Source organism: Maribellus luteus (assembly GCF_003576475.1).
Taxonomy (GTDB): Bacteria; Bacteroidota; Bacteroidia; order Bacteroidales; family Prolixibacteraceae; genus Draconibacterium; species Draconibacterium luteum.
Map to the genome: position 1 here is coordinate 102,334 of NZ_QWGR01000010.1, position 26,078 is coordinate 128,411.

A 26,078-nucleotide genomic window follows, 5' to 3' on the forward strand; every position below is an offset into this window, starting at 1 on the left:
AATTGAATACACATAAACAAATTTCAAAAAAATTAAAAATGAAGTTATTCTGGATTACATTCTTGGTTCTGGGTACGTTGTTCGCTACTGCTCAGACCAATGTTGATTTAAAAAGTTCACTGCCTGAAGATCCTGCAGTAAGCAAAGGAATGCTCGAAAATGGCTTGACTTATTACGTGCGTGCCAACAGCGAGCCGGAAAACAGGGCCGAGCTAATGCTGGTTTTAAAGGCCGGCTCGGTTGACGAAGACGACGACCAGCAAGGGTTGGCGCATTTTGGTGAACACATGGCTTTTAACGGAACAAAAAACTTCCCCAAGCACGAATTGATTAACTACTTCGAATCGATCGGGATGGAATTTGGACCCGAAATCAATGCTTACACCAGTTTCGATGAAACGGTTTACATGTTGAAAGTTCCGCTCGATCAGCCGGAATACATGGAAAAAGGATTGCAGGTACTGTACGACTGGGCTTGCCAGATCGATGATTCGGACGAAGAAGTCAATGCTGAAAGAGGCATCATTCTGGAAGAAGAGAGAATGGGCCGCGGAGCCAACGACCGCATGATGAAAAAATGGTTGCCTGTGTTTTTGCACGATTCAAAATATGCCGTGCGTTTGCCGATCGGGAAAGTGGATATTATTGAAAATTGTGCACCTGAAACACTGCGTCGTTACCGGAACGACTGGTACCGCCCCGATTTGCAGGCGGTGATTGTGGTAGGCGATTTCGACCAAAATGAGATGGTGGAGAAAGTAAAAGAAAAATTTTCGGCCATTCCGGCTCGCAGCAACCCAAGAGAAAAGAAATATTTCGAGATTCCGGGCCATGCTGAAACACTGGTAAGCATTAACACCGACAAAGAAGCACAATACCCGGTTGCCTTTGTTTATTACAAACACGACCTGAAAAAATCAAAAACTCTTGGCGATTACCGTCATTCGATCTTGGAAAAACTGTATACAGCCATGATCAACAGCCGTTTGGCAGAGAAGACCCAGCAAGCTGATCCTCCTTTCCTGATGGGACAGTCGGCTTACGGTCATCAGTTTGGCCCTTTGAGTACCTATGTTTCGATTGCGGTTACGCAGGGCGACAAAATGGAAACCGGCTTAAAAGAGGTGTTACTTGAAAACGAGCGGGTGAAGAAATTCGGTTTTACCGAAACGGAACTCGAACGTCAGAAAAGCTCACTTCTTAACAATATGGAGAAAGCGTATAACGAACGCAATAACACCAAGTCGGTTAGTTATGCCAACGAATACAAGCGCAATTTCCTGATGACTGAAGAGTCTTTCCCCGGAATGGAAAACGAATATGCTTATTTCAAGGAATTCATGCCGGGGATTAGCGTGGACGAAGTAAACGCTCTGGCCAAAGAATGGATCACCAAAGAAAACCGGGTGGTGGTGATTACTGCTCCTGAAAATGAAAAAACCAAGGTTCCAACCGAGGAAGAGATAAGAGCTTTGCTGGACGAGGTGGAAAACACCGAGGTGGAAGCTTATGTGGATGCTGTTTCGGATGTGCCGCTAATTGCCGACGAACCTTTTGGAAGCAAGGTGAACGAAGAGCGTTCGATCGAGAAGGTGGACGCCGTGGAATGGAAACTGGCAAACGGGGCAACCGTGGTGGTGAAGAAAACAAATTTCAAAGAAGATGAAGTGCTGTTTAACGCCTGGAGCCTGGGCGGAACGTCGGTTTACCCGAAAGAAAACGATGTGTCGGCCAACCTTACTACCGATGTTATGTCAGAAAGTGGGATCGCCCGTTTTGATGAGATTACCCTGAATAAAATGCTTTCAGACAAAGTGTTTGGTCTGAACCCGTATATCAGCGACTTGCGCGAAGGTTTCAACGGAAGTTCTTCTGTAAAAGATGTGGAAACCCTGCTGCAGATGCTCTACCTCTATTTCACCGAGCCCCGTTTTGATGAAGTAAGCTACCAGTCGCTCATGAAACAATACGCCACGGTGCTGGAAAATAAATCGGCTTCACCCGAGGCCAACTTCAGAGACACCTTAAACGTCGTATTGTCGAACTACAACGAGCGCTCAAAGCCAATGTCGGTTGAACGTCTGGCTGAAGCATCTTTCCCCGAAATGAAAAAGATCGGGAAAGACCGTTTCAAAGACGCTGCTGATTTCAAATTCTTCTTTGTCGGAAACATCGATTTGGCAACTTTCAAACCGCTGGTGGAAAAATACATTGGAGGAATTCCTACATTGAACAGAAACGAAAAATGGGTGGACCTCGGCATACGAAAACCGGAAGGTGTTGTTGAAAAAGTTGTACACAAAGGCCAGGAAGAAAAAGGCATTCAATACATCGTATTTCACGGGGCTTTTGATTACAGCGGAGCCAACCAGGTGCAGCTTGATGCAGTGGGAAAAATCCTGAGCACACGTTTGCTGGAAGTGATTCGCGAAGACAAGGGCGGTGTTTATTCCATCGGTGCTTACCCGTCATCTTCCAGGTTCCCGCAGCCGGAATATACCGTTGCCATTTCGTACGGAACATCGCCGGATAAACTGGATGAGCTGAAAAAAGCAGTATTCGATATTATCAAGGAATACGCAGAAAACGGTCCGACAGAAGATGAGTTGAGCAAGGCAAAGGAAAAAATGCACCGCGAACGCGAAATCCAGGTGCGCGAAAACCGCTTCTGGCTCAACAATCTGAGCAACACCTATTATATCAAAGAGGGTGATTTCTCTGAATTCGGAACTTTCGGACAGCTTGTAGATAAGCTGACAGTTGAGTCGACCCAAAAGGCTTTCAACGATTACTTTAATTTCAAGAACTACGTAAGCGTAGCGCTTGAACCTGCCGAATAAGAATCTTATAATTGATATCAAAGCCGGAGTTCTTTTGGGACTCCGGCTTTTTTGTGCATCAAAAGTTATAATTTAGGTGCTCCAAATTCAGCGTCTGAAAAATAACAGAATGAAAGTTTGCGGATTTACATTTATACGAAACGCCGGGAAGTTCGATTTTCCGATTGTGGAAGCGATAACTTCGGTTTTGCCCATCTGTGATCATGTGGTGGTGGCAGTTGGAAAATCGGAAGATGACACCCGAAGCATGATTGAAAAAATTGCTCCCGGCAAGATCTCGATTGTGGACACGGAGTGGGATGAGCAGCTAAAGGAAGGTGGCCGTGTGTACGCCTCGGAAACCAACAAGGCGTTTGATGCCATTCCCGCGGAGTACGACTGGTGTTTGTACATCCAGGGCGATGAGGCGCTGCACGAAAAGTCACTGCCGGTGGTAAAAGCGGCCATGCAGAAGCACCTCGAAACCAAAGAAGTGGAAGGCTTGCTTTTTGATTACCGGCATTTTTATGGTTCGTATGATTATGTGGGCGATTGCAGGCATTGGTACCGGAAAGAAATTCGTGTGATCCGCAACAACAAAAGTATTCGCTCATACAAAGACGCACAGGGTTTCCGTAAAGACGGGCAGAAACTAAAGGTGGTACCTGTTAAGGCCGAGGTTTATCATTACGGCTGGGTGCGGCATCCGCGGTTTATGAAGCAAAAAGTAGAGGCGGTAAAAGCGTTTTACGATGGTATTTCGGAAGAAGAAGCCCTGAAAAAAGCAACCGATCAGGAATTTAATTACGCCGAAGAATTTGATGCGCTGGCCCGTTTCGACGGAACTCATCCCGCAGTGATGAGCGAGCGGATTGCCCGTTTGAACTGGGATTTTCACCCCGATCTCAGCAAAATCAACATGAAACTAAAATACCGTTTGTTGTATTGGATTGAGAAACGGACTGGAGCGAGGCTTTTCGAGTACCGGAATTACCGGATTCTGAAGAGATGAGAAATGCGTAAATGCTTGAATGCGAAAATAAGCTAAGTGCTTCGAGTAACGAGTCACAAGCTGCTGGTAATTGATCATTGGATAGTGAAATTCGATCCATCCTTCTCTGAAAACTGAAAACTGCGACTGAACACTGTGTACTCAATCCATCAATCCTTCTGTCCCTGAATACTGCGACTGAATACTGATCACTGACCACTAAATAACTTCCTGGCAGCAGCCAGGTCATCCGGTTTGCCCACATCCATCCAAAGTTCAGAAGTGTCTAAAAATCCTTTGATCTTTTGTGTTTTGGCCAGTTCGAGGTAAACTTCGATAATCGAAAAACGGTCCTGGGGAGGCATGTAATTCAGTATTTCGGGCTGAACGATGTGGATGCCGCTAAAGGCCAGTTCTTTTGCCTGGTCAAAAACTTCGGGCCGCGAGATTTTGGTTTCACCGCTTCGTTTGTTGATCCAGCCTGCCAGTTGCATGTCGGCATCAAACTTAAAGTAGCGTTGTGATTTCCGCTCGCTAACCACCAGTGTGGCCAGGTTATCCGAAGCAAGGTGTACTGATTCCAGCTGTTGCAGACCGAGGCTGCTGATGATATCGACGTTGTAAATCAGGATGGGGACTTTCCCCGAGAACAAAGGACCCGCTTTTTTTAGTCCGCCTCCGGTTTCCAGCAACTGGTCCGATTCATCGGAAATCAAAACGGGTACTTCCCATTTCTGTCTTTCAATAAAATCGATTACCTGCCGGGCAAAATGATGCACGTTTACAACTATTTTTGATACTCCGGCAGCCGAAAGTTTTTCAATGGCTCTTTGCAGCAAGGGTTTTCCGCCCACATCCACCAACGCTTTGGGTGTGTCGGCCGTTTCACCCAAAAGCCGGGTGCCTAGTCCTGCCGCAAAAATCATTGCTTCCATTGGTCGCGAATTTAGCGCAAGCGGTTGAGGCTTCTGATCAGCGCTTCGTCTTTACCAATGGCACGAATGGCCAGCCAGTCGAGAATAACCGCCACTACCGGGAATGCCACCGGAATTTTAAAAGCCACCTGGGCACCGTCGAAACCTGCATACGCAAAGTAAAAGAACATGCCAAAAAGACCCAGCAGCAGAATGATGGTGAAAACCAGCAACCTGATCTGGCTGACTCTTTTCTTGTACATAAACAGGATCACTACATGCAACAAAGTAATAAGACCGATAAAGATCAGGATAGGCAAGCCGTTGAATACACTTTCCTGCCCGTTCATAATTCCTTTGGCGTAGAATTCCAGCAATTCGCCGTTCACCGAAAGGTCGGCCAGTTTTAAACCAAAAAGTGTTACAATCAGCACTTCTGCAATCAGGATATATACCGTTTGAATTCGTTGGATCATCGTTGTTATTTTTCAGCAAAAATAGCCAATCAAAAGGTTTCTCAAAATCAAAATGAAGCGGATTAGTAAAAAACCGAATAAACACTAACTTTAGCAATAAAAAGTATGCGCAGGGCTAAACAATAAAATTTATGCTTTGTTTCTGTGAATATTAATCAAAAGTTAAGATAAAATCAACAATGGACAAGTTTTCATCTGTGGGAAATCAAGAGTTAGAGGCAGTTGAGGACCTTTACAAATCGTATCTTGAAGACCCTGAGTCGATTGACAAGAGCTGGCAACATTTTTTTGCGGGATTTGAACTGGCCCGCAAAAATTATCCGGAAAAACCGGGCACCGTTCGGTTGGAGAACATCGACAAAGAATTTGCAATATTAAACCTCATACACGGCTATCGTCAGCGTGGGCATTTGTTCACAAAAACAAACCCTGTAAGAGCCCGTCGTAAGTACCTGCCAACACTGGCGATCGAAAACTTCGGGCTCGGAGAAAAAGACCTGGAAACGGTATTTCAGGCCGGTAACGAAATTGGAATGGGGCCGGCAAAACTGAAAGACATCGTAGCGCACCTCGAAGACACTTACTGCCGTTCGGTGGGAGTGGAGTACATGTACATACGGCACCCTGAAGTGTTGCAGTGGCTTCGTGAACGCATGGAAGGTTCCCGGAATTCGGAAGAATACACCCACGAGAAAAGGTTGCATTTCTTTTACCACCTTAAACTGGCGGTTGGGTTTGAGAACTTCATCCACAAAAAGTTTGTGGGGCAGAAACGTTTCTCGCTCGAAGGAGCCGAAGCCTTGATTCCGGCACTGGATGCAATCATTGAGAAAGGCGCCGAACTGGGCCTCGAAGAGTTTATTATTGGAATGGCACACCGTGGCCGTTTAAATGTGCTCGCCAATATTCTGGAAAAACCTTACCAGAATATTTTCAAGGAATTTTACGGAAAAGAATACGAAGACGATATTTCGCAGGGCGATGTAAAATATCACCTGGGTTACGAAAATGAGGTAACCACCGACTTTAACAAGAAGGTAAAACTGAAGCTGTTGCCCAACCCGTCGCACCTCGAAACCGTGGCACCGATTGCCGAAGGAATGGTCCGTTCGCAGATCGACTCGGTTTACCATGGCGATTACGACAAAGCGGCGGCCATTATTATTCACGGCGATGCGGCCATTGCTGCACAGGGCGTGGTGTACGAAACCATTCAGATGTCGCAGCTGCCCGGCTACAAAACAGGGGGCACCATTCATTTGGTGATCAACAACCAGGTGGGTTTTACCACCCCGTACCTGGAGGCGCGCTCCAGCACCTATTGTACCGACGTGGCGAAGGTTACCCGTTCACCCGTTTTCCATGTGAATGGCGACGATGTGGAGGCACTGATCTATACGATAAAACTGGCGATGGAGTTTCGTCAGAAGTTTCATGCTGATGTTTTTATTGATATTTTGTGTTACCGCAAATACGGGCACAACGAGGGCGACGAGCCACGTTTTACCCAGCCTTTATTGTACAAAGCCATCGCAAAACACAAAAACCCACGCGATATTTATGCCGACAAGCTCAGCGAACTGGGTGTGATGACACTGGAGGATTCGAGGGCGAGAGTGAAAGAGTTTGACCAGTTTCTGGAGGGAAAATACACGGAATCGGAAAAGATTGAGAAGCTGAAGATTCGCCAGTTTATGGTAAAGCCTTACGAGCCTTACGAAATGCCCTCAAAAGCGATCTTCAACGAAACGATCGAAACCGGTGTAAAGAAAAGTGTGCTTTTGTCGGTTGCTGAAAAAATCAATGAACTTCCACAAGACCTGCCTTTCTTTAAAAAGGTAGACCGTATTATTTCGGACCGGAAAATGATGATCCACGACGACCGGCTGGATTGGGCGATGGGAGAGTTGCTGGCGTACGGAACGCTGGTAACCGACGGTCATCCGGTGCGGGTGAGTGGACAGGACAGCGAACGGGGAACCTTTGCACACCGTCATGCCGCTTTTGTGATCGAAGGAACCGAAGATAAATACTATCCGTTGCAACACGTAGCTGAAAATCAGGCGCCGTTTAGCGTGTATAACTCGCTGCTTTCGGAATATGCCGTTCTCGGTTTTGAGTACGGTTATTCGCTGGCACAGCCCAACGGACTCACGATTTGGGAGGCACAGTTTGGCGATTTCCACAACGTGGCACAGGTAATCATCGACCAGTACATTACTTCCGCCATCGAAAAATGGGGGTTGATGAACGGCCTGACACTTTTCCTTCCGCATGGTTACGAAGGACAGGGGCCCGAGCATTCCAGCGCACGTATCGAGCGCTTTTTGCAACAGGCAGCCGGAAACAACATCCAGGTAATTGTGCCCAGCACACCGGCCAACTTGTTCCATTTGCTGCGTCGTCAGGTGAAAATGAACATGCGTTTGCCACTGGTGGTGTTTACACCCAAAAGTTTGTTGCGGCACCCGATGGTAACATCCAAGCTCGAAGAATTTACCAAAGGTGGTTTCCAGGAAATTATTGACGACCATGTGGCAGAACCCGATTTGGTGGAACGCGTGGTGCTGACTACCGGAAGGCTGTATTACGACCTGGCGAAGTACAAGGTGGAACACGGTATTACAGATGTGGCGCTGGTGAGAATGGAGCAGATTTATCCGATACCGCACAAAGCGATCAACGATATTCTGAAAAAATATCCAAAGTCGGAAGAATTGATTTGGGCACAGGATGAACCCGAAAACATGGGTGCATGGCCGTTCCTTGCGCGAAAACTCGATTGCCTGGGAATCAAAGGGATTGCACGTCCTGAAAGTGCCAGCCCTGCGGTTGGACTGATGGAGAAACACCGTCAGGGACTGGAGAAACTGATCAGTTCGGTTTTTTCAAAAAAAAGAGGTGACCGTTTAGAAGATTCCTCCCATTTCATCAGGAAATGAACCATCGAAAAGTTCTATGTAGCTTTCGGCATTGTTTCTTGTGAATGTGAAGAATTATGGAAAGCTTTGAATGAAATTTAGAGATAAATAAAAAACCATGATAATCGAAGTAAAAGTTCCCAGTCCGGGAGAATCGATAACCGAAGTGGAAATAGGCAGCTGGCTTGTTGAAGACGGGGCAGTGGTGTCGAAAAACCAGGAAATTGCCGAGGTTGAATCGGATAAGGCGACCCTGACCATTGTGGCGGCCGAAGCTGGTAAAATTGAAATAAAAGCTGCCGAAGGAGAAACGATTGAGGTAGGTGCCGTTGTTTGCACCATCGATACCAGTGTTGCTCCGGTGGCCCAAAAGGCGGAGGCAAAGGCCGAGGCTGAGGTAAAGGAAGAACCGAAGGTGGAGGCGAAGAAAGAAGCCGGGCCTGCCAAAGAAGTAAAAGCATCGGAAGCTTACGATAAGGTGAAAGTGACTTCTGTGGCCAAAGAGATGATGAAGGAGAATGATCTTTCGGTAGACGATGTGATCAACGGGTTGAAACGCCTGGGCAAAAAAGAGGTGGAAGCCGTTTTGAGTGCTCCTGCAGCAGCTGCTGTGGTGCAAAAACGCGAAGCCAGCCGTGCCGAAGAACGTGAACGGATGTCGAGCCTGCGCCGGAAATTAAGCGCGCGTTTGGTGGCCGTGAAAAACGAAACCGCCATGTTGACGACCTTCAACGAGATCGACATGAGCTTTGTGATGGACATGCGCAAAAAGTACCAGCAAAAGTTTGTGGACAAACACGGGCTGAAGCTCGGTTTTATGTCGTTCTTTACCAAAGCAGCGGCAGTGGCTGCCGAATTTTACCCGATGGTAAATGCACAGATCGACGGGGAAGAGATCGTAATGCCGCAATTTGTGGATGTGGGAATTGCCGTTTCCACGCCCAAAGGTTTGATGGTGCCGATCGTGCGGAATGCCGAAAGTAAATCGGTGCCGGAGATCGAGCTGGAAATTAAGGAACTGGCAGAAAAAGCCCGTACGAAAAAAATATCGGTGGAAGAACTCACCGGTGGAACCTTTACCATTACCAACGGTGGTGTGTTTGGCTCCCTGCTTTCCACTCCAATCATCAACCCGCCGCAATCGGCCATCCTGGGGATGCACAACATTGTGGAACGCCCGGTGGCTGTTAACGGGCAGGTGGTGATCCGCCCGATGATGTACGTGGCGTTGTCGTACGACCACCGTATCATCGACGGTAAAGACTCGGTGGGCTTCCTTGTAAAAGTGAAGGAAATGATTGAAAATCCGGAACGCATGTTTACCAACGGAAAAGACGCCGGCGAGTTATTGCTGGGGATTTAAAAACGTACTTATACGATATGGGAGAACCGTTCCTTCTTTTTGGGGGAGCGGTTCTTTTTTTTGAAGTCAATTTAATAAATATCCAATTCTCAATTTTGAATTTGAAATATCCAACGAAATCCGAAAATTGGATATTGGGAATTCTAAATTGGATATTCTACATTAAAAAATAATTTAATTGCTGTAAGGTCTATACAAAAACAGGTATTCTGAACTCTCCGAAATACCGAATTCAGTAAAAAACCACCCTTCCGCAACTGCGGAACATTCGAAACGGATAAAAATCAACCTTTCCGGGCTTGCGGAAAGTCAGAACCGGCGCCAAAACAAGGTTTCCGTACGTGCGGAAAGTATGAATCCGATTTCAGGCAAGGCTTCCGCACGTGCGGAATACTTGAACCGAATCCAAAGGAAGGTTTCCGCGAAACAGGTACTTGCAAGAGGCACTATTTTTGTTAAATTGCGTGCATATATTTATGCCCCATGTCTAAGATTTCTTTCATTTACAGTGTTTTTATTGTTTTAATTATAAGTCAGTTATTTATTAATTCTTCTATAGCTCAAAAAGATTTACTCTGGAACTATAATTATGACGACGGATTACGCACAAGTAGAGATTATCTCGTAAAATCATTTATAACCGACAACAACGAAATTATTTTTACAGGGAGAATAGAATCGAGTTTTACCAATACCGATTTTAATTCAGCAAGAATATCCGAAAACGGGAAAATTTTGTGGGAAACCCAGTATTCATCAATTAAAGATGAAGCAGATGCAATTGTTTTAAATTATGATGGAGGAGGAATTAATTCACAAGATATTCCTGTTTCAAGCTTTTTAGATAAGGACGATAACCTTTACAGTGCAGTTATTTTGGTGGAGAATTTCAATAATGGACATTTTTCACAAGATGTAGCTGTAATAAAACAGGATAGTCAGGGAAATATCTTATGGAAAAATATCTTCTATCGTCAGAGGATCGATTTTGCGTTAGACGATTATTTTCGTGGTTTTTTTGTTGATTCGGTAGGGAATTCATGGTTACTAACCCGGGCTCCAATTGATACGGGCAATAGTTTGGTTAAATACGACAACGAGGGGAATCAAATCTTTGTTTCTCATTTTGATTTACCTGAAAATACCGATAATAGCAATGCCAAATTAGATCTTATTGATGGAAAAATCACTTTTATTTCTTTTCATACAGGTGTTGGCCCGTTCTTGGTCACTATCTTTTCTGATAGTGGTGAGATTGAAAGGGAATTTCATTTAGGTAACACAGGAGATGTAGGTATGGGGGCAAGGAGATATGAAAGGATTTGGTTTGTTAATTTTCCAACAGGCGAAAAAGTCATTGTAGGTAAATTGTGGTATGACTGGGGTGGTAAAAAGTATTATAAATTAAAAATATTCTACTTTGACAGTAACTGGAATCAGATAGCAGATATTGAACCAGAAAGTATCCCTATAGATGACATTTATCCTCATAAAGTTACTTTGTGTGGCGAAAATATATATATAAATGGCGGCGTTTACTATACATTTGACGACGACATGTCTATGAAGCCGTTTATCCTTCAATACGATAGTAATGCAAATGAAAACCTTATTTATTTAGATAATAAGTACAATCAGGGAGGTTTCGTTAGATCATTAAATGTTTCAAATGATACGGTATATCTTACAGAGAATGTATTCGATTCGTTAACCTATACAACAAACCTTGTGCGCATTGTAAATACATCTCAAATTGACTATCGCAAAGAAATTGGTGTCAACGGCTATAGATGTCATCCAGAGAATATATTTAAGACGAAAAATTCTCTGATTTTTACAGGAGAGCTTCGAAATACTTTCACACCTCAATATCCCGAAGATACGAATAGCGAACAATGGGTTGCCCGTTTTAATGAAGAGGGGATTGAACAATGGAGCGTAATAAATACTGGTGCCGGGGCTTCAGATATTCAATTTGAAAAGGTTATTTCGGATCGTTTCAACAACACCTATGTATGCGGAGATAGCCAAATTGGACCAATAGGTGATGGAGATAAGCATTTTTACAATCAACATTTATTACTGCAAAAGATTGATGCCTTAGGTAATCTGCTTTGGTTCAGGAGATTATCGATTGATGCGACAACGCAATTATCATATAGATCTGAACATATTAAGTTAGTGTTTAATAAAGATGGTAATATTCTTTTAGCAGGCTTTGTTTATCCAAATATTTATACTTATAAATTTTCCCCAGAGGGAGATCTCCTTGCCCAAAATATTATAGAAACAGAAAGAAGTACGCTTGTAAGAGATATTCAGATTGATTCGAAGAACAACATTTATTTGTATTTACCTTATTACTCCAAACCATCACAAATAGTAAAATTATCGTCCGATTTAGAAGAGTTGTGGCGTTTAGATTTTGAGGAAGAGTTAAAAAGAGATGAACCTGGATTTTTCATAGAGCAAGATAATGGTAATATCTGTTTTATGTCGAAAGATGGAGATATTATTGAAATGACAGAGAACGGAATACTTAATTCCCGAACAACAATTTCGGAGTTTGAGAGAATTAATCATGTAAGAAAAACAAAAGAAGGAACATACCTGTTAACAGGCACAATAAAGTATGGCTACAGAGATCGTATAAAGATTGTTGAGATAGACTCTACGGGAAAAATTCTTTGGGAGTATAGAGATGAGAATATAGCTGAAGGTAAACACTCGATGGATTTGCCATCTGGCGATATTGTTGTTTTTGGTGGATCGGATGATGGCAGTATTTACTTACGATTTAATGATAAAAGAGAGTTTTGTTATAAAAAAGAGTACCCGGTTAAAATGACTCTTATTTGTGAAGATAGTCTCCAAAATTTACTTATAACAGACAATTATCCCAATAGTACAATAATGAAAATAGCTCCCAATGGAGATTCAATAACTAGTCATCAATATATTAACGACACTTTAGCCGCGAATTTTCAAATAACAGATATTAAAGTAGATGTCTCTAATAATCCGTTAGTTTGTGGTTATATCAACAACATATCATCCATTCAATATTATGTGTGGAGCGTGGGCACTGTAGCTAAATTTTCACAACCTGAGTCTATTAATCAACCTCCGTTATTTATAAAGCGACCTGAGATAGAAAAATTTTCTAATCCAAACTATCGCGATACACTGCTGGCAGTAGATCCTGATGGAGATTCTATTACATATTCAATTGAGCAAGGGCCAGATTGGTTAACATTAACTGGCGGTGGAATTTTGTCTCGAAATGATAATTATTCAACGGATTCATTAATAATATTGAAAGCGACAGATAGTCATGGCGCATATGATAGATTGATTATGACTTACGGATTAGAATCAACAACGGATATAAATACAAATGTTTTGCCAAACGGATATTTTACTGTTTATCCTAATCCAAGTAATGGTTTATTGCATATAAAATTTCAAGAGAACAACCTAAATGAAAAATGCAATGTTGAGCTATATGATATGAAGGGGAATGTTGTTTATAACAAAATATTATTTATCAATTCAGCAGGTGAAAACAACATTAATCTTTCGCCCCTAAATCCCGGACACTATCTGTTAATGATAGACAGAAACCCAAACAATAGTTGTAAAATTATATTGCAATAAGACTTTTATGTCTAAAAGTTCATCGGAAGTAATATTGTGGTTCATATGTGGCTACTTGTAAGGTTGTTTATGGTTGCGTAATTTTTCGTTTTAGTTTGCCCATATCCTCCGCTCTGATGCGAATCCTTTCACGTAGCTTGTAAAATATTTTTTGACTTTAATGCGACGGACAATCGTACCTGAGCAATCGTATTTCATGCCCCTAATAAAATTGAAAATCTTCTTGGACACCGTTGGGCTTTATTGTAAATTCAAAAGCAAATTCAAATCACTTCACCATGAACGAAACATTAAAGACGCAAATCAAAGAGTTTGTTTTGGCTGATATTCACGAAGAGCGCATCAGTGCAAAAGCCGATCCGTTCTGGCAGTCGCTGCGTGAGGCAGGAACCCAGCTGTGGCTCGATACCGGCGACATGGACGAAGCCGAAAAAAACTGGTCGGCCGAAATGACCGCGCTTACCACCAACAATACGCTGGTAAACAAGGAAATTCAGAAAGGCATTTACGATGATTTTATTGCACAGGCACGCGAAATTGTCAGCGAGCTTCCGGTGGAGGAGCAGATTGTTGAAATTGCTTTTATCCTGAATGCGCGGCATGGCATGCGGCTGGCCAGGAAATTTGGCGGCTTTGTAAGTGTGGAACTTCATACCAACACGGCCCATCACTTTGATGCCATTGTTGACTACGGGTTGCGGTATTTCGATATCAATCCCGAACAGTTTATTGTGAAAGTTCCCTACACGGCGGTTGGTTTGCTGGGGGCGCGCCGCTTGCGCGAGTTAGGGGTGAAGATCAATTTTACACTCGAATTTTCGGCACGTCAAAACCTGATGGTAGCGGCCATTACCAAACCCAATTACTGCAACGTGTTTTTGGGGCGGATTGGCGCTTACATGAAAGACAACGGACTGGGTAGTGGTGAAGGAGCAGGGGAGCGGACCGTGCTTTCGACTCAGAAAATAGTAAAAGAAATAAGTGGAAACAATGCGGTGCCGACACAGTTGATCGCCGCCAGTTTGCGCGGTTATTCCCAGCTCGATGCGCTGGCCGGAACCGATGTGTTTACCATGCCCACCAAAGTGGCCGCTGACGGAAAAATCCACCTCGACGGGAAATTTACATCAAAAGTGAACGAGGTGTATCCGGTTGATTTAACAGAAGAGGCAGCAAAATATTCGCCCGAAAAGCTTTGGGACATCAGCGAAGGAGAACTAACTTTGGCCCGCAACCTGGATCGGGATTGCCCCAAAGACGGCAACGAACTGATTGACCGGGTACACCGTGCCGGCTGCGGCGATATGTTCCCGTACTTAAGTGAAAAGGATTTGGGCTTTATTGCATCTGACGGGAAGATACCCAAACACGAACGCTGGGCTTCGCGTATCGAAAGTGGCGAACTGGCCATCGATACCTTGCTGAACCTGGCAGGTTTGGCTTCGTTTACGGACGATCAGAAGGAACTGGACGACCGTATCCGAAGAATCATCACCGCAGGATGAACGAGAGACGAATAAAGTAGTTTGAGAAATATTTGAAAAGAAAATTGTATGTCGGTTTTACTGTTTGACGAAACACCTTACGAGATCATAAACAACAGGGTAAAGCGAAAATTAATCCACACCGAAAACCTGATGACGGTAGTGGTTGATTTTTCAGAAGGACCATGGGCGGAGGCCGATCCCCTGCACAATCACCCACACGAGCAAACCACGTTTATTGCGGAAGGTGAGGTTATTTTTTATTTTGAAGGTGAGCCGGAGCAACGGTTAAAAGCAGGCGATATGGTTGCGGTTCCGCCGTATGTAAAGCATGCAATTAAGCTGGTAAGCCCAACTGCGCGACTGGTCGACAGCTTTAATCCCGTACGCGAAGATTTTCTGAAGTAAATAAGATAGGATAAGGCAAAGGCAAAGGCAAAGGCTGAGACAGAGGAGCAAGTGCATTCAAGTTTCCTGTCTCAGTCTCAGTTGTTAAAAGCATAAATGCTTTAATGCTTTAATGCTTTAATGCGAGAATAAGCTATGGACTACAAGCTGCAAGCCATGGGCAGTTGAATATTGAAAATCAAAAAAATCAATCTCACGATCAACCCATTCAATCTAATTCAACCCATTTTTCCCTGAAAACTGTGACTGAAAACTGCGACTTTTGTAATACTGAAAACGAATCAGTCCTTCAATCCCTCAATCCCTCAGTTAAAAAGTATAAACCAGCGTAAGTCCTTTTTGCCGGCCCATGGAAAAGGGGAAAATATCGAGTCGTTTCATGTGCTGCCAGTCCCATTTGTACTGGTGGGTTAAATAAATAAGTTCGGTGCTGATCATTCCAATTCCGGCGCCGGCGAGCACATCCGGAAACCAGTGGCCTCCCTTGGCAAACCGCATAGCTCCTACAACAGTGGCACACGAATAGGCGCCAATGCTGTACCAAACGCTGTTTTCTCCGTATTCGTGATGAATGACCTGTGCCGCAGCAAACACCAGGGATGTATGCCCCGACGGGAAGGAACCGGGATCGCCAGTCGGGCGTTTTTCATCGAAGATATTTTTGAGCGACTTGGTAATGACGGTATTTAATAGAAGGCTTTTAAACAAAATGGCCGATTGGTTACCGATGTTGTTTTGGGCTTTCACGCCCAGGGCATTTAGCGCATAAAGGCCTACAACCGGTCCAAAACGAAGATAGTCGTCAGCAGCGCCCTGGTAATTGTGGTTTTTCCATACCCATTCCTGAGCATCGTATTTCAGATCGGAGTAATTAAATACGGTACCACCTGCAATCAGCACAGCCGGAATGATGAAGGGTTTTATGCCTCTTTTCCGGTCGGCATACCGGAAATCAATCCGGTGCAGGCTGTCGTTATGAAATTCGCCAAAACGTGCACTCTCGAAGGCTGGTTTCGAGTGCCCCGATTTTTCAGGGAAAAAAGCAAAGCCCAACGATGGAAAGCCTGACAACATAGTTGCAAATACGATCAGAATTAAAGGTAGTTTCTTCATGCCGTAAAAATAAGAAAACGAAGGAAACAAACTCCCTGTGCATCGGCGTCTGGGCGGATTATGTAAATTTGTTTCGCAAATAATCACTATCTTGCCGCAACAACTAAAACAGATCCACATGCAGAACCAGGCAAAAATTTTATTTACCATCGCTTTTTGTGTGATTGCCTATGTTGCCGGAAGTCAGAACCTTGTGTTAAGCGCCGGTGGAAGTTATTCCATGATTCCGTTTGAGCAGGCTGCCGGAAACAGCTTTTTAAATGAAAGCTTTGTAGGACCGGGGGCACATGGAGGTGCTTTTCTGGAAGGAACGCTGAAAAAGAAGCGAAAAGAAGAGCTGGTATTTTCGATCGGGCTTTTGGGTGAGTATAAAATGACGACTCAGAAAATCAGTGATTACAACATTGAAAACAAATTAAACCTGATTTATGTAAACATGCCTGCGTATTTGTTTTACCGCTACAAGTTGCGTTCCCGTTCAAAAGTATATGTGGGGGCCGGGCCTTATGTTAGTTACGGCGTTAGCGGCCGGGGAGAAGTAGCCAGTGTAGGTGAGATGGAAGGAGGACAATTCAAAATTACCTGGGGAAGTACGGAAAATGAAGATTATATGAAACCTCTGGATTACGGGGTAAGTGCCAAAGCAGGCTATCGTAGTTACGGCGGGTTTGATATTTCTGCTTCGTATGATTATGGATTTCCGGATGTTTTCGTGCTCTATAAAAATCAAAGCATGAAACACCGTGCATTCCGGCTGACCATTGGGTATGCGCTTCCTTTGTCTGACTAGCAATAGATGAGTTCAACAGAGAGGATACCGGTTTACAGCCTTCGCAGTTTTAGCAAGCAGGAGCGCGAAAGCCAGCAGTTCCAGGTGGAAGTGTTCGACACCAACCGGCATTTTTCGGTAAAGTATCCGCACCGCCACGATTTTTTTGAGGTACTCTACCTCGCGCGGGGAACCGGCTCGCATGTAATTGACGGCAATAAATACGAAATAAAACCACCCTGTGTGTTTTTTATGTCGCCGGGACAGGCGCATAAAATTGAGTTCTCGCACGATATCGAAGGCTTCATTTTTATTTTCACACCCGAGTTTTACCTGATCGATTATAACAACCCCAACCGGCTCATCGAGTTTCCGTTTTTCTTTACCATCCGGCAGGATAACCCGCCGTTGTTGCTTCAAAGCGATTCTGATGTGGTGTTTCTGGAAAACCTTTTTCAGAAAGGAATTGCCGAACTGGAGAAAAACGAGGGGTATTCGGTTGAATTGTTGCACGCGCTACTCGATCTCATTTTGCACTTCTGTGCAGCTTTGTACGATACCGATAAAAGCGTTCTTGCGGGGAAGGGACATGTGCTTGTGAAAAAATTCTATCAGTTGGTGGAAGAGAACTATGCTAATAATTTGAGCGTGGCCCAGTATGCCGACTTGATGGCGCTTACTCCCAATCATTTAACGCAAACCGTTACCCGCCTTACCGGCAAAACATCGTCGGAAATTATTAAAGCCAAGCAGATACTCGAAATAAAACGGCTGCTGGTGCATACCAGTTTAAGTGTTTCTGACATTGCGGTCCAGCTGAATTTTGCCGATCAAAGTTATTTTGCTAAGTTTTTTAAACGTGAAACGGGTTTGTCTCCATTGCAATACCGGGCAAGATCATTAAAGTAGTTTTATGAGGGACGGAATTAAACGCATAGAAGAAATCTGAGAAATAAAATTTCCGGTCCGTTTTAATATCGAAAATATTACTACTTTCATAAAAAATCAACTCTCAGAATGTACTATCTAAAGTGTGAGAAATGTGAGCATTATAATTCTGTTGTTTCAGAATATATGGTGTATTGCGGAAAATGTAAAATACATCTGCCCAATAACTATATTGATTGGGTGAGTAAAAATCCAAGCAAGAATTTTGAGGATTTTAAACAGCTGGTTTGTATCCGTCAATCGGATGTACCGGTGCAAAATACAACAGCTGTAAAGCCCCCGAAGAAAAGTGACACATCATCTTCAGTACCCCAAAAACGGACTAAGCGAAAACTTACCAAAAGTCAGCTGATTGGGATTATTGTGGGTGCTGTTGTAGCCGCTGTATTCACTCAGGTTGGAAAATATGCCGCAACTGAATTAAAAGAGGTCATACAGATGCGAAAAATTGAATCGGTAGAATTTGCCGCCTCTGATACTACTAACTGGAATTCGTTTACCTGCGATAAAGCTAATTTTGAGATGATGTTTCCGAAAACACCTGCGGAATATTCTCAGGATGTGCAAACAGAAATTGGTGATTTAAAGGTTATTCTGTACATGTATGAACCCAAGTTGGGCTCTGATGCAAATATGCTTTATGGAGCTAGTTTCACAATTTATCCTGATGTGGTTGATTCCCAAAAAATGAGCGACGAACAACTGGAAACATTCTTTGAAAATTCAATAGACGGTACGGTCTCGAGTGTGCAGGGAAAATTACTTTCCACTTATGTAATTGATTACAACGGCTATCCTGGTCGTGAAATAAATATAGAAATAAAGGATGGTATGGCTGTCACTAAAATGAGAAGTTATTTGGTGAAAAATACCATGTATATCATGCAGGTAATTTATCCTGCAAAATTTAATTTCAATATTTCGGTCAACTATTTTCTCGATTCATTTAAATTGACGGGAGTATAACGTTGCCTTTAAAATTGCAATTTCTTTAAATTTGTAAATCATTGAAAATTAAGTTTATCTTCCGGAGATAGTAATGGCTTAATCTGATGTCTCCCATGAAAATTACCTAAAAATCCCGTAAATTTACATTCCAGTCTGGCTATTATTTTATTGCTTTGTAAAGTAAAGCCGTGAAAGGTGCTATCAGCGTTTCCCGGCAGCCGTAACAGACGAATAATCATTAAAAAATAAAACAGATGGCAAATTATTTCAATTCACTTCCCTTACGTCTTCAGTTAGACCAGCTGGGAAAATGCGATTTCATGGAAGAAAGTGAATTTGCAAACGGAGTAGAAAAATTAAAAGGAAAACAAATAGTTGTTTTAGGTTGTGGCGCCCAGGGATTGAACCAGGGCTTAAACCTGCGCGACAGCGGGTTAAACGTTGCCTACGCATTGCGTCAGGAAGCGATTGAGCAGAAACGTGCATCGTATGTAAACGCAACTGAAAACGGTTTTGAAGTGGGTACTTTCGAGGAACTGGTTCCGAAAGCCGACCTGGTTCTGAACCTTACTCCGGATAAACAACATACTCCGGTGGTGAACAAAGTCGTTCCCTTGATGAAAAAAGGTGCTTGCCTGGCTTATTCGCACGGTTTTAACATTGTGGAAGAAGGCATGCAGGTGCGCGATGATATTACGGTAATTATGGTAGCTCCAAAATCTCCGGGGTCGGAAGTTCGTGCCGAATATGTCCGCGGATTTGGTGTTCCTACTTTGATCGCGGTTCACCGTGAGAACGACCCGAATGGCGACGGACTGGAAATTGCCAAAGCTTATGCTGCCGGAACAGGTGGGCACAAAGCTGGTGTTCTTTTGTCGTCGTTTATTGCCGAGGTGAAATCGGACTTGATGGGCGAGCAAACCATTCTTTGCGGATTGCTGCAAACCGGCTCTATCCTGAGTTTCGACAAAATGGTGGAAAAAGGTATCGATCCCGGTTATGCATCAAAACTCGTTCAATACGGATGGGAAACCATTACCGAAGCCTTGAAACTGGGTGGTATTACACATATGATGGACCGTTTGTCGAATCCGGCAAAAGTGGAAGCCTTTAAACTGGCGCAGGAGTTGAAAGACATTATGCGTCCGCTGTTCGAAAAACATATGGATGATATTATGAGTGGCGCATTTTCGTCAACCATGATGGAAGACTGGGCCAACGACGACACGAAACTGTTGACCTGGCGTGCTGCCACAGGCGAAACGGCTTTTGAGAAAACACCAGCCGGTGATGTGGAGATCAGCGAACAGGAATATTTCGATAACGGAACACTGATGGTGGCTTTTGTAAAAGCAGGTGTGGAACTGGCTTTTGAAGTAATGACTGAATCAGGCATCAAGGAAGAATCAGCTTACTACGAATCGTTGCATGAAACGCCACTTATCGCCAACACCATTGCCCGTAAGAAACTGTACGAAATGAACCGTACCATTTCTGATACGGCCGAATACGGTTGTTACCTGTTCGACCATGCCTGCAAGCCTTTGCTGGCCGATTTCATGAAGAAAATTGAAACCAACCTGATTGGTAAAAACTTCAACGCAGGAATCGATGCGCATGTGGATAACAAGGAATTGATCGATATCAACGAAGAAATCCGTTACCACGATGTGGAAATTATTGGTGCAGAGTTGCGCGAAGCAATGGGCGCAATGAAATCGATCATCTAGGAAAAAAGAAAAACAGACTTTTCATAATTGAAGCCTGCTCCGTTTGGGGCAGGCTTTTATTTTTCAATTTTAGCTCCCACTAAAGCTTGAATATTGTCTTTTCAAAAGAGCCAGAGGTTATTCTCCACCACAATGACTGTAGGTGCTTTTTCCCTTTCACCGGGGAGCCACGAGGAAATGATAAGGCTTATTTCGGGATAATACCTTTTGCTGTTATAGCCGAAAAACTACTTGTTTTTTAGACGAAACGCCGGAAGCTGCATTAAATTTTATTTCAGAGGTTCTGTTCCTTTGTACTGTGTCAAAAATCTGTTTGTCAGTAAATTGTATCGTTCGTAAAATGGCGAATTGATGGCTTGTTTTGCCAAGAGTCTGCTTTATTTTTCATAACTTGCAGAGAAGTATTTAGAAGGATGGCAACGTCGTTTGCACTGATATTATACCAAAATATGTTGTTTGGTGAGGGTTTGGAAAGTATTCTTGTTCGACACGATTTTTCAGTCAGGAAGTATCCTATCTCCCAAAGCAACAAGGATCTTATATCAACTCACCCGAATCCTGATATTCTCATTCTTGAATTCAACTGGCCATGCCAAAACTTGGATCAATTCATAAGAAATAATGAAATGATCCATGACAGCAGCATCAAAACTCTTCTGGTAACCAATATGGTTAATAAGTACATTCTTCGCTTAATTCGACATGAAAAGATCCAGGGTATTGTGTTAAAATGCAGCGATGCCGAAGAACTTATTTTTGCCCTGAAGCAAGTTGCCGACGATAAAAAATACTATTCCTCGCTGGTTGCAAACCTGATTTTTAACGATAGCTCCGACATGGAGGAAGTAAGGATAAGTAAACGCGAAAAGCAAATTTTGACTCTTTTGGCTGAGATGAAAACAACATCCGAAATTGCGGACGATTTATCCATTAGTCCCTCTACCGTAAAAACCCACCGTCGAAATTTGCTTCAGAAATTCAAGGCGAAAAGTTTGTTATGTTTACTTCGTTTGGCATGCCGGCAAAATCTTTTGAGCGAAGAAACCGATTATTGCGGTTGCTGTTATAAAAAGTTTATTGGTCAGCTCAATTAATACCACTTTCGGTTACTTTTTCTCGTCTTTTAGTACTTTTTTTTCATCGGTTTGCGGATTGATAGGAAAATAGAGTTGTTGTAAATTTATTTTATTCAATTCGTGCCGTTGTGTTTCCACTGCCCTCTTCACTTGCCTGTATCAAAGTAATTAAACAATTAAATTCAATGTTATGAAAAAGCAAAGCCTTTATTTTGTATTGATTTTGTTCATCCTGGCGATCGTAGCCGCGCAATGTATGAACGAAGAATTTAGCGATCAGTCGGCAGAAACGATGAGTTTGAAAAAAGGTAAGCCTGATCCCACTGTAGAAGCAGGCAATAACCTTTCGTATCCGGTAATTTGGTCAGATGGTGTGGCAAAAGCTTTACCGGGAACTGTGGGCGTTACCAATCTTTCAGGCGTGTGGTGGTACCAGTGGGGCACCAATGGTGTCGATCCGGATATTTTCCCTGCCAGTTGTCCTCCCGATCCGGAGGAAAGTGATACTACTCTTAATCCAATGGTTTTACCCTACTGTAACGATTACACCGATTCGTCACTGACGGTTGTTGCCGGAGAGCCTGTCGCAGATAATCCGCTGCCTTTGGCAAGGGCCTATTTGCAAAAAGATCCCAAAAACCTCTGGCAAGCCGGTTCGGACAATTGGGATGCCTCGCCGGTTGATATTCACTGGGTTGACTGGGGAGATAACCTCGAATCGGTAGATTGGTATACGCGTTCGCAGGTTCGCACAGAAGTGGTTTTGTTTGAGGATTTGACAGAACCTATGTTGGAATACCAAATGCGTCACACCGATGGTTGGGGCATTGATGAGGTGCACGGATTAGCTACCGATTTAAACGGTGTGCCTTTACTGGGTGAAGGAACAAGGTCAACGGTCTATTCCCACTGTGCGAGACTTACGATCCAAAAGATACTTGTTGCAGAAGACAGCCCCTTGCTCGACTCGTTAATTTGGGTACCTGGTGAAGGTTGGATAGAACCCAACGACACCATAGGTGATATAATTGGCGATCATATTTTTAACGGTTCGGTACACGAAGGTGGCGACGGCCCGGGGTTCTATTCTGCAGAGATTAACGTAAAAGGCAGGATTATTTACGGATACACCTGGAATGTCCGTCAACTGAATGATGATACTCCTGTTGACGGTAGCTTAATCCGCACTCCCGCAGGGGTTTATCGGATAACTTTCAGTTTTGATGAAAACAGTGGAACAAAGCTGAATACATTCTTTACCGAAGGTGTAACCCAAATTTTAATTCCGCTGGAAGAAGCGGTGGAAGCTGAAATTATGCTGGCCGAATCAGAAGAAAGTGGAGATGAAGGCGGAGGCACAGCCGTAATGGACTATGAAAACAATCTCACTTATATCGACGTCACAATTCTCGAACGAGGTGGCGGCGAAAACAAAGGCGGACGGAAATAAAAAGCCTTTCAGTTAAAATCTAAATCCATCATTAAAAAACAGGCAAAATGAAAACGATTAAAATTCATTTTTTGTTACTGGCTTCCGTTTTATTACTGTTTGGAAGCTGTGAAGGTCCTTTTAGTCAAATTGACGAATCGATTGACGATGTTGAATTAAAGAAAGGTTCAGTGAAGAAATCTGTTGAATTAACTGAAGCCGATTCGCTTGGTATTTTGTTTATGCGCGAAGAAGAAAAGCTTGCACATGATGTTTATGAGCAGTTGTACGTCGACTTTGGTCATCAGGTTTTTCTGAACATTGCCACCAGCGAGCAGAAACATATGGATGCCATGCTGCGACTTATTACGTATTATAAATTGGAAGATTCGGCAACAGAGATCTCCGGGCAATTTAACAACGAGGAACTGCAAACATTTTATAACGACCTGATGGCCAGCATAACGGATCTAGCTTCAGCCTTGAATGCAGGCGTTTTAATTGAAAGTGCTGATATAGAAGATATCTCTGGCCTGATTGAGATTACCGATCTGAAAAATGTAAAGCAGGTTTACAGTCACCTGTTGAACGGTTCCTACAATCATTTGAGTTCATTTGAACGGATACTGGATAAAGTAGAATCGAAACAGAATTAAACGGCTGTAATGAATTTGGTCGGGCTCATTTCTTACAAAGTCGCTTTCCGCTGTAAGAAAGCGGCTTTGTGTTTCGCTACATTACCGTATTAAAATAGGAGTAAACCTCGCTGTAATCTTTTACTTCCATCAGATCGGCGCGCATTTTGGCCGCCCCCGGAAAGCTGTTCAGGTAAATTTTGTAGAAGCGTTTCAGTATGTTGAAGTTTTTGTCGGGGCTCCACGTAGATTCAAACAATCGCGTGTGCTCCAGTAATTTTTCAATCCGCTCATCTTTCGAAATATCTGTTTTTTCGGGGTTGAAGAACCACGGATTCTGAAAGATACCGCGCCCGACCATTACTCCGTCTACTCCAGTTTCCCGAATGCGATCCAAGCCCTGTTCATAGGAAAAAACATCGCCGTTTCCATGAAAAGGAATATGCGGTTTCAGGCTGTTTTTTAGCTGAACAGCTTTCGCAATTTCATCCCAGCTGGCTTCGCCTTCCGATTGCATGCGCTGGGTTCTTCCGTGAAGAATAATGGCAGCCGGATCAACTTCCAGTAAATTGCCGATCCAGTTTTCGGTAATGTGTTCTTTTATTCCGGTACGGGTTTTTACGCTAACGGGCAGCGATGTACCTTCTTTGGTAGCCAGTACAATTTCCCTGGCACGTTGCGGGTCGCCAATCAGCGCGCTGCACGCTCCAATTTTGAACACCTTTTTTACCGGGCATCCCATATTGATATCGATGCCATCGAAATCGTAGTTTTCGGTGATGTACCGGGCAATGTTGTGGTAGATTTCCGGATCGCGCCCCCAGATTTGAGCCACCAGTTTGATGTTAAGTTTTTTGAGCAGTTCCCGCTCCGAGTCGTTCACTATTAGACGTTCAGAAACCCGCTCGCGGCCTACCGGGTGGTTCATCCCTTCTACAGAGGTAAACTCGGTGAAAACCACGTGAAGTCTACCCGGAGCAGCCATCCCCATTACGATTTCGCGAAAAACAGTATCGGTGACATCCTCCATGGGAGCCAGCGAAAACACGGGGCCTTTTAATTCGTTCCAGAAATTACTCATTGCGGTGCAAAAATAGGAATTGTTTAAATACGAGGAAAGTCATTCGGTTCGTCGGTTGACGAATCTGAATTTGACTGCGCTTTTAAGAGGATCCCGAATCAAGTTCGGGATGACGCTCAAAATGAAACTTTGTTAAACTTCAGCCTTCTCCCGCTCTGCCTTAATTAGCGACAGGCTCTTTCGGTATTTCCGGCTGTTGCCAAAAACAATACGGTCTTTCGCCGAGCGTCCGGTTCCGTTCTCTTTTTCATGGGCACACTCGGGCGTACAGCAACCGTGGTATTTCCCGGCACATTCCGGACATTGAATAAACAGGATATGACAACCGTCGTTTGCGCAGTTGGTGTGTGTGTCGCAGGCAACTCCACACTGATGACAGCGCGAAATGATCTGCCCGTTTACGCTTTCGCCCAAACGTTCGTCGAACACAAAGTTTTTACCCAGAAATTTCGATTCCAGTCCGGCTGCTTTTACCTGGCGGGCATATTCCAGAATTCCGCCGTGCAATTGGTTTACATCGTTGAAGCCTTGGTGTTTTAAATAGGCACTGGCTTTTTCGCAGCGAATTCCGCCGGTACAGTAAAGCAGGATTTTTTTGTCTTTCTGGTCTTCCAGCAAATCGGTGACAATCTCCAGCTCTTCGCGAAATGTATCGGCTTCGGGGCAAATGGCTCCTTCAAAATGCCCGATCTCACTTTCGTAATAGTTACGCATATCCACTACCACCGTATTTTCCTGCCCAATGTGGTTATGAAAATCAACGCCGCTTAAATGAGTCCCCACATTGGTGACATCGTAGGCATCGTCGTCCAAACCATCGGCCACCAGTTTGGGGCGCACTTTAATGGTGAGTTTGTAAAACGATTTTCCATCGTCTTCAATCGCATACTTTATCGGAATTTCACGGAAGATCTCGTGCTTTTGCAATGTTTCCAAAAAAGCCTCCCAGTTGTGTTCAGGAACGCTCATCTGCGCATTTATTCCTTCGCGGGCCACGTAAATACGGCCAAAGCAACCTAAGGGAAACCAGTCGCGAAACAACTCGTCGCGAAATGCTTGCGGATCATCCAGAATAAAATAGCGATACAACGATATGGTTAAGCGTTGAAAATTTTCTTCTGCTAAACGTTGTTTTAGCTCTTCCTTATTAATACGGTTGTACAAATGCATCGTTAAAATCGTTTTAAAAACTGCCGTGCAAAAATAGGTATTTTGAGAAAAAGAACAAAGGAGGATTTATTCTTAAAATATTTGCGTGAAATATAATTTGCAGGCGAACGAAAGTTCTTTAAATTTAGCCGCATTGAACCTGAAAC

At 43.7% G+C, this 26,078-nt stretch carries 19 protein-coding genes; 14 read left to right on the top strand and 5 right to left on the bottom strand.

From position 1 onward, the window contains the following. The first annotated feature begins 38 nt into the window (after window positions 1–38). Together D1614_RS16485 and D1614_RS16490 are read left to right on the top strand one after the other, a co-directional pair. Complete coding sequence (locus D1614_RS16485; RefSeq protein ID WP_119439068.1) at window positions 39–2,840, top strand: M16 family metallopeptidase; 2,802 nt, start codon at window positions 39–41, stop codon at window positions 2,838–2,840. A 109-nt stretch (window positions 2,841–2,949) separates the two neighbouring features. Next, window positions 2,950–3,831, top strand: coding sequence for a glycosyltransferase family protein (locus D1614_RS16490; RefSeq protein WP_119439069.1), 882 nt, complete (start codon window positions 2,950–2,952; stop codon window positions 3,829–3,831). 188 nt (window positions 3,832–4,019) lie between these two features. On the opposite strand, the gene D1614_RS16495 is transcribed toward D1614_RS16490, so the two are convergent. Together D1614_RS16495 and D1614_RS16500 are read right to left on the bottom strand one after the other, a co-directional pair. Beyond that, window positions 4,020–4,745, bottom strand: a complete 726-nt coding sequence (locus D1614_RS16495) for a nucleotidyltransferase family protein (protein ID WP_119439070.1) — start codon at window positions 4,743–4,745, stop codon at window positions 4,020–4,022. Window positions 4,746–4,756: 11 nt separating this feature from the next. Continuing rightward, a complete protein-coding gene (locus tag D1614_RS16500; protein WP_119439071.1) occupies window positions 4,757–5,200 on the bottom strand; it encodes a DUF4293 domain-containing protein in 444 nt (147 codons plus the stop codon). A gap of 179 nt (window positions 5,201–5,379) precedes the next feature. On the opposite strand from D1614_RS16500, the gene D1614_RS16505 reads away from it, so the two are divergent. The 5 genes from D1614_RS16505 (at window position 5,380) to D1614_RS16525 (ending at window position 15,033) form a co-directional block, all read left to right on the top strand. Beyond that, window positions 5,380–8,142, top strand: a complete 2,763-nt coding sequence (locus D1614_RS16505) for a 2-oxoglutarate dehydrogenase E1 component (protein ID WP_119439072.1) — start codon at window positions 5,380–5,382, stop codon at window positions 8,140–8,142. Window positions 8,143–8,239: 97 nt separating this feature from the next. Further along, window positions 8,240–9,484, top strand: a complete 1,245-nt coding sequence (odhB, locus tag D1614_RS16510) for a 2-oxoglutarate dehydrogenase complex dihydrolipoyllysine-residue succinyltransferase (RefSeq protein WP_119439073.1) — start codon at window positions 8,240–8,242, stop codon at window positions 9,482–9,484. 483 nt (window positions 9,485–9,967) lie between these two features. Further along, window positions 9,968–13,141, top strand: coding sequence for a T9SS type A sorting domain-containing protein (locus D1614_RS16515; protein ID WP_119439074.1), 3,174 nt, complete (start codon window positions 9,968–9,970; stop codon window positions 13,139–13,141). 278 nt (window positions 13,142–13,419) lie between these two features. Then, window positions 13,420–14,646 carry a transaldolase family protein gene (locus D1614_RS16520; RefSeq protein ID WP_147384278.1) on the top strand — a complete coding sequence of 409 codons (1,227 nt, stop codon included), beginning with the start codon at window positions 13,420–13,422 and terminating at the stop codon, window positions 14,644–14,646. Between the two features lie 48 nt (window positions 14,647–14,694). Beyond that, entirely contained in the window at window positions 14,695–15,033 is a 339-nt protein-coding gene (locus tag D1614_RS16525) for a cupin domain-containing protein (protein WP_119439076.1), read from the top strand. A gap of 309 nt (window positions 15,034–15,342) precedes the next feature. Here D1614_RS16525 and D1614_RS16530 read toward each other — a convergent pair whose 3' ends face one another. After that, window positions 15,343–16,146, bottom strand: a complete 804-nt coding sequence (locus D1614_RS16530) for a phosphatase PAP2 family protein (protein WP_162304539.1) — start codon at window positions 16,144–16,146, stop codon at window positions 15,343–15,345. Between the two features lie 118 nt (window positions 16,147–16,264). Here D1614_RS16530 and D1614_RS16535 point away from each other — a divergent pair, with 118 nt between their 5' ends. The 7 genes from D1614_RS16535 to D1614_RS16570 all read left to right on the top strand — a co-directional run bounded on the left by D1614_RS16535 (window position 16,265) and on the right by D1614_RS16570 (window position 23,702). After that, window positions 16,265–16,936, top strand: coding sequence for an outer membrane beta-barrel protein (locus D1614_RS16535; protein ID WP_119439078.1), 672 nt, complete (start codon window positions 16,265–16,267; stop codon window positions 16,934–16,936). A gap of 6 nt (window positions 16,937–16,942) precedes the next feature. Then, complete coding sequence (locus tag D1614_RS16540; RefSeq protein ID WP_119439079.1) at window positions 16,943–17,824, top strand: AraC family transcriptional regulator; 882 nt, start codon at window positions 16,943–16,945, stop codon at window positions 17,822–17,824. A 291-nt stretch (window positions 17,825–18,115) separates the two neighbouring features. Beyond that, on the top strand, window positions 18,116–18,829 hold the full coding sequence (locus D1614_RS16545; protein ID WP_147384280.1) for a hypothetical protein: 714 nt from the start codon (window positions 18,116–18,118) through the stop codon (window positions 18,827–18,829). 236 nt (window positions 18,830–19,065) lie between these two features. Then, window positions 19,066–20,541, top strand: a complete 1,476-nt coding sequence (gene ilvC / locus D1614_RS16555) for a ketol-acid reductoisomerase (RefSeq protein ID WP_119439082.1) — start codon at window positions 19,066–19,068, stop codon at window positions 20,539–20,541. A gap of 626 nt (window positions 20,542–21,167) precedes the next feature. Continuing rightward, a complete protein-coding gene (locus D1614_RS25765) occupies window positions 21,168–21,635 on the top strand; it encodes a response regulator transcription factor (protein WP_162304540.1) in 468 nt (155 codons plus the stop codon). Window positions 21,636–21,807: 172 nt separating this feature from the next. Then, complete coding sequence (locus D1614_RS16565) at window positions 21,808–23,067, top strand: hypothetical protein (protein ID WP_119439084.1); 1,260 nt, start codon at window positions 21,808–21,810, stop codon at window positions 23,065–23,067. A 47-nt stretch (window positions 23,068–23,114) separates the two neighbouring features. After that, window positions 23,115–23,702 carry a DUF2202 domain-containing protein gene (locus D1614_RS16570; RefSeq protein ID WP_119439085.1) on the top strand — a complete coding sequence of 196 codons (588 nt, stop codon included), beginning with the start codon at window positions 23,115–23,117 and terminating at the stop codon, window positions 23,700–23,702. A 76-nt stretch (window positions 23,703–23,778) separates the two neighbouring features. Here the strand turns inward: D1614_RS16570 and D1614_RS16575 are convergent, their stop codons facing one another. Together D1614_RS16575 and trhO are read right to left on the bottom strand one after the other, a co-directional pair. After that, a complete protein-coding gene (locus D1614_RS16575) occupies window positions 23,779–24,762 on the bottom strand; it encodes a tRNA dihydrouridine synthase (protein WP_119439086.1) in 984 nt (327 codons plus the stop codon). A gap of 132 nt (window positions 24,763–24,894) precedes the next feature. Further along, window positions 24,895–25,932, bottom strand: coding sequence for an oxygen-dependent tRNA uridine(34) hydroxylase TrhO (gene trhO / locus D1614_RS16580; protein ID WP_119439087.1), 1,038 nt, complete (start codon window positions 25,930–25,932; stop codon window positions 24,895–24,897). Window positions 25,933–26,078 lie beyond the last annotated feature (146 nt).

What these genes read in the sequence shown, in the direction of transcription:
- D1614_RS16485 (WP_119439068.1), top strand. Translation starts at nt 39, where the DNA reads ATGAAGTTATTCTGGATTACATTCTTGGTTCTGGGTACGTTGTTCGCT.
- D1614_RS16490 (WP_119439069.1), top strand. Translation starts at nt 2,950, where the DNA reads ATGAAAGTTTGCGGATTTACATTTATACGAAACGCCGGGAAGTTCGAT.
- D1614_RS16495 (WP_119439070.1), bottom strand. Translation starts at nt 4,745, where the DNA reads ATGGAAGCAATGATTTTTGCGGCAGGACTAGGCACCCGGCTTTTGGGT.
- D1614_RS16500 (WP_119439071.1), bottom strand. Translation starts at nt 5,200, where the DNA reads ATGATCCAACGAATTCAAACGGTATATATCCTGATTGCAGAAGTGCTG.
- D1614_RS16505 (WP_119439072.1), top strand. Translation starts at nt 5,380, where the DNA reads ATGGACAAGTTTTCATCTGTGGGAAATCAAGAGTTAGAGGCAGTTGAG.
- odhB (WP_119439073.1), top strand. Translation starts at nt 8,240, where the DNA reads ATGATAATCGAAGTAAAAGTTCCCAGTCCGGGAGAATCGATAACCGAA.
- D1614_RS16515 (WP_119439074.1), top strand. Translation starts at nt 9,968, where the DNA reads ATGTCTAAGATTTCTTTCATTTACAGTGTTTTTATTGTTTTAATTATA.
- D1614_RS16520 (WP_147384278.1), top strand. Translation starts at nt 13,420, where the DNA reads ATGAACGAAACATTAAAGACGCAAATCAAAGAGTTTGTTTTGGCTGAT.
- D1614_RS16525 (WP_119439076.1), top strand. Translation starts at nt 14,695, where the DNA reads ATGTCGGTTTTACTGTTTGACGAAACACCTTACGAGATCATAAACAAC.
- D1614_RS16530 (WP_162304539.1), bottom strand. Translation starts at nt 16,146, where the DNA reads ATGAAGAAACTACCTTTAATTCTGATCGTATTTGCAACTATGTTGTCA.
- D1614_RS16535 (WP_119439078.1), top strand. Translation starts at nt 16,265, where the DNA reads ATGCAGAACCAGGCAAAAATTTTATTTACCATCGCTTTTTGTGTGATT.
- D1614_RS16540 (WP_119439079.1), top strand. Translation starts at nt 16,943, where the DNA reads ATGAGTTCAACAGAGAGGATACCGGTTTACAGCCTTCGCAGTTTTAGC.
- ilvC (WP_119439082.1), top strand. Translation starts at nt 19,066, where the DNA reads ATGGCAAATTATTTCAATTCACTTCCCTTACGTCTTCAGTTAGACCAG.
- D1614_RS25765 (WP_162304540.1), top strand. Translation starts at nt 21,168, where the DNA reads ATGATCCATGACAGCAGCATCAAAACTCTTCTGGTAACCAATATGGTT.
- D1614_RS16565 (WP_119439084.1), top strand. Translation starts at nt 21,808, where the DNA reads ATGAAAAAGCAAAGCCTTTATTTTGTATTGATTTTGTTCATCCTGGCG.
- D1614_RS16570 (WP_119439085.1), top strand. Translation starts at nt 23,115, where the DNA reads ATGAAAACGATTAAAATTCATTTTTTGTTACTGGCTTCCGTTTTATTA.
- D1614_RS16575 (WP_119439086.1), bottom strand. Translation starts at nt 24,762, where the DNA reads ATGAGTAATTTCTGGAACGAATTAAAAGGCCCCGTGTTTTCGCTGGCT.
- trhO (WP_119439087.1), bottom strand. Translation starts at nt 25,932, where the DNA reads ATGCATTTGTACAACCGTATTAATAAGGAAGAGCTAAAACAACGTTTA.